Genomic DNA, 3559 nt, shown 5'->3' with positions numbered 1-3559 from the left:
CATAGCGCTGCGCCCCGATTGAACGGCCTCGCCTCGTTTCGCGGTTTCCTCCCCCGGGCTTTGTCCAACGCCTGCCCACCGACCTGGGTCGGACCTTCATCGCCGCGAGGCAGGGGCAGGCGTCGAACAAAGCTAAACATGAGCGGCCGGTGATCGTTACATTTCCTTTGCACTCCGATGGCAATCGTCTATGATTGAATCAATCGCATTACACGGGGCCATTGCGGCCGATGCTGAGTAAGGACGCGAGGATTCGGCGAGTCAGTCGAGGAAATTCGCACTGATGGCCACTACTGGGGTGGTCGATTGGTAGTGCTTCCCACCTGACGCAACTTTGCGCTAACGCTTCGAATCCTGCTTCCTACGATGGAAAGTCGAAGACACGCCTCTACACAACCTCGGCCGTCAGCCACCGGGCCGTTACATTCGTCTCTTGGAAGGCGCCGCTCCGTGGCTTTTTTTGAAGAGTGGTTTGAGAAAGGGGGGATCTCAACGGGTCTTTGATGGAAAGACGTCAAGAAAGAGGTTTGATCGAGCAAGAGGATAGGCAGTGTTCTCCCACGCGCACACCCTTCCAAGGCATCAATACTGCACTTCATTCTGAAGCCTACCATGGCCAAACCCGACATATCGACGAAGCAACTTCCCCCTTGGGACCAATACAAAGACAAAAAGCCAGAAGAGACCGCTGCTGCGATCTACTCTCAAGTGGGTGCCGCGTCACTAATGATGTGTGCTTGGTACTGGTCAAGTATACGCACCAAGCGTCGCACGTCATTAATAGTGCGAGGGCTAGCTTTTCTATTCTTGCTTCTTGGAACTGCGCTACCCATCTTTGCCGCAATTCAGAAAACTGATCTGGAGAAGCTCGCGTTCACTCAATGGGCCGTCGCTCTACTTGCCTCCGCAGGTCTGTTGATGGTTGCAGACCGCGTGTTTGGATGGTCTAGCGGGTGGATGAGATACATCGCCACCGTAACCACGATGGAGAACCTCACGCAAGCCTTTCAGCTTGAGTGGGGAAAGTTCTTGGTAGCAAAGACCACACCACTAGACTTTAGCGATGCGAAGTCATTGTTTGATCTCGCGACCGGACTAGAGCAGGAGCTACGGAAACTACAAGCGGAGGAAACGACAAAATGGGTTGCAGAATTCAATACTGGCATATCTCTACTTGAGACGCTGATTAAGACCCAACGTGAAGAGACGGACAGGAGATTGGATGCCATCCGCACGTCTCTTGCGTCACAGCAGCAAGCCGCAAAATCGGAAGAAAAAACGAAGTTACCTGGTGCGGTTGAAGTCATCATCACGCACAGAGCTGAGGTGAAAAAGGTCCGAATCGCACTGGACAAGGAGCCGCCACAAGATTTTATCGGAAGCACATGGTCAAGAGCTAACGTACCGCCAGGCATTCATGCTCTGACGGTTCAGACGACCTCTGATCCTCCGGCATTCATCGACAGAATAGTGGAAGTGGCCGCGTCGACTGTAACCCGTCTTGAGATCAAGCTACCGTAGGCTTGTGCCAGAGCGGCCCGGCTTCGGGCGCAAGCTGACCAGCGCCATAAAACCGGCGTCGGCGGCTTAGTTTGGACGTTAGGCACCGCAAGAATGTTGTTCCGAGACGACAGGGGGAGTCATCATGCGCTTGCTGCGTCGCAATGTGCAGAAATCCGTGACGACGGATGGCGAAGCACAGCTCTCACATTATATCGTCTTAGCACGCGAAAATTCAAAACAACTCGAAAACCGATCTCTGCTATTGATCGTTCCACTCTTCATTTCAACGATTGCCATTACTACAAGTTTGAAACCCCATCTTGATCGGATTGATGGAACGCTCAGAAGACTGGAGGCTCAAGAGGCGAAGGTTCAGAGTCTGCAGAAAGCCGAGCGTGAAGCGCTGGATGAAGCAGGCTTCGAAAGAGGCAAGAAGGCGTTTGAACACAGAAAGCTAGACGATCAACTCTTGAAACTGGTCCGAGCTCGGGAAACTCAATCTGCTGTGTCGAGTCGCTTGAGACTGGATGTCGCTCGAGCCATCAAACACGCCACTGTTGACGTTTCGGTGCCGGGGACAGAAAAGGTTAAGCTCCCGCTATTTTATGCAGCTGCAATAATTCAAATTTTAATCATCGGCGCGCTCCTATATCTGTCAATGATCAGGCGCTCCACATTTCGTCACCTTAGAGCGGCGGCCTGTTCAGTTGAAACCAGGATACTTACGAAGCATCAAGCGTTAGCTGGCCCAGGATGTTCTTTTCTCTTGCCACTGCCGCGTGAGGATTGCATTCGCCGCCTACTTCTTGGCGCCAAGCCAGTTCAGATTACGAATTGGATCCCAGTTACAATACTTATGACCTTTCTTGTCATAATGAGTGTATGGCTATTTTACATAAACTCACGCGTGGCAGATTTGGTTGATTCAAACGCAAGCTTGGACTATCTGCCTTTTGTTTTCAGCGCTATGTCAGCAGCCTTGACTCTTGCTCTTGTCGTCAACTGGTTCTTACCTCAGCGAGAGATGGAAATAAGCACTGTTGCGAGACGCCGTATCGTTCTAATCACCGCAAGTGCCGTGATGGGAGGTTTTGCGTTCAGCTCAGCAAAACCTGCCGTGATGCGATTGCTGGGAAGCAAGGCGAATCAGCTATTTCATAAACTCAAATCTCCTAGACCACGATATCGACACCGTGAGCACGTCAAAATGACCACAGACTCCGTGCGTGATGGCTTTTTATTTAATCCTCGATCGGGAAAGTACCATCTTGTAGTAGGCGGTCGCGTGATCTCCGTACATGCTGCACCTTTTCAAAAAGCGGCGTTTGCTCGCTTTGCGCCGATCTCTCTCAGCGACACGATGTCGTATCAAAGCTCGGCATCGTCTGCAGCACACGGTCTAGGTACGATTGCCATCGAACGCAATGTTACTACCTTGCTGACCGAGGATCCACGTGCTGCAATGGATTTGTTGTGCGACTTCATCCGGAGCCGCTTGCCGAACGCCCCTCCATCGAAGTCATCAGCACTTGATTTACGGCTGTTTGATCTGTATGCGAAACTTTGCATTATCTATTTTGACTCTAAGCGCTTGGAGGAATTCGTCGAAGCGTTGCAGACTGCACATCTCGGCTTCTTAGTTGCGGACAGGTTGGAAAGATGGAGCGATCCTAAGAACAAGTGGCGAAAGCGAGTTTTGAATTATGGTCGGTGTTCTAATGTAGGATACCCTGTTGTAGGGAGGTGCGGGTTCGAATCCCGCCCGACCGCCTTATCCAGAAGTAGGTACCAGTGGTTTAACCAAACAACACCAAGTAATTGGAGGAATTAGCGCTGCGCGTTAGAAATACTATCGCTTCAACGTGGGTGCCGAGTGACTGCTTTCATCAGGTACCGATGACCGCTCAGAGTCGATGGACTAAACCGCTCGCGCGGTAGGGATGTGCTGAGCCGCTCGCGAAGAAGATCGAGTTTGGTGGTTTCCATCGGCAGCAGGCTTGCCATGTTGGGAGATGAGGCAATCGGCCTCGTCTTCGACAGGAGCAAGCCATGGATA

At 51.7% G+C, this 3559-nt stretch carries 1 protein-coding gene and 1 tRNA gene; both read left to right on the top strand.

Going from position 1 to position 3559, the window contains the following annotated elements; genetic code table 11:
- The first annotated feature begins 612 nt into the window (after window positions 1-612).
- On the top strand, window positions 613-1521 hold the full coding sequence (locus JNN07_19540) for an SLATT domain-containing protein (protein ID MBL9169938.1): 909 nt from the start codon (window positions 613-615) through the stop codon (window positions 1519-1521).
- A 1686-nt stretch (window positions 1522-3207) separates the two neighbouring features.
- Window positions 3208-3273, top strand: a tRNA-OTHER gene (locus tag JNN07_19535).
- The last annotated feature ends 286 nt before the right edge of the window (window positions 3274-3559 follow it).

Source organism: Verrucomicrobiales bacterium, assembly GCA_016793885.1.
Taxonomy (GTDB): domain Bacteria; phylum Verrucomicrobiota; class Verrucomicrobiia; order Limisphaerales; family UBA11320; genus UBA11320.
The sequence above is the reverse complement of the archived record's forward strand: the minus strand, read 5'-3'. Positions and strand labels throughout refer to the sequence as shown.

Coding starts and splice junctions, on each gene's coding strand:
- JNN07_19540 (MBL9169938.1), top strand. CDS start 613: ATGGCCAAACCCGACATATCGACGAAGCAACTTCCCCCTTGGGACCAA.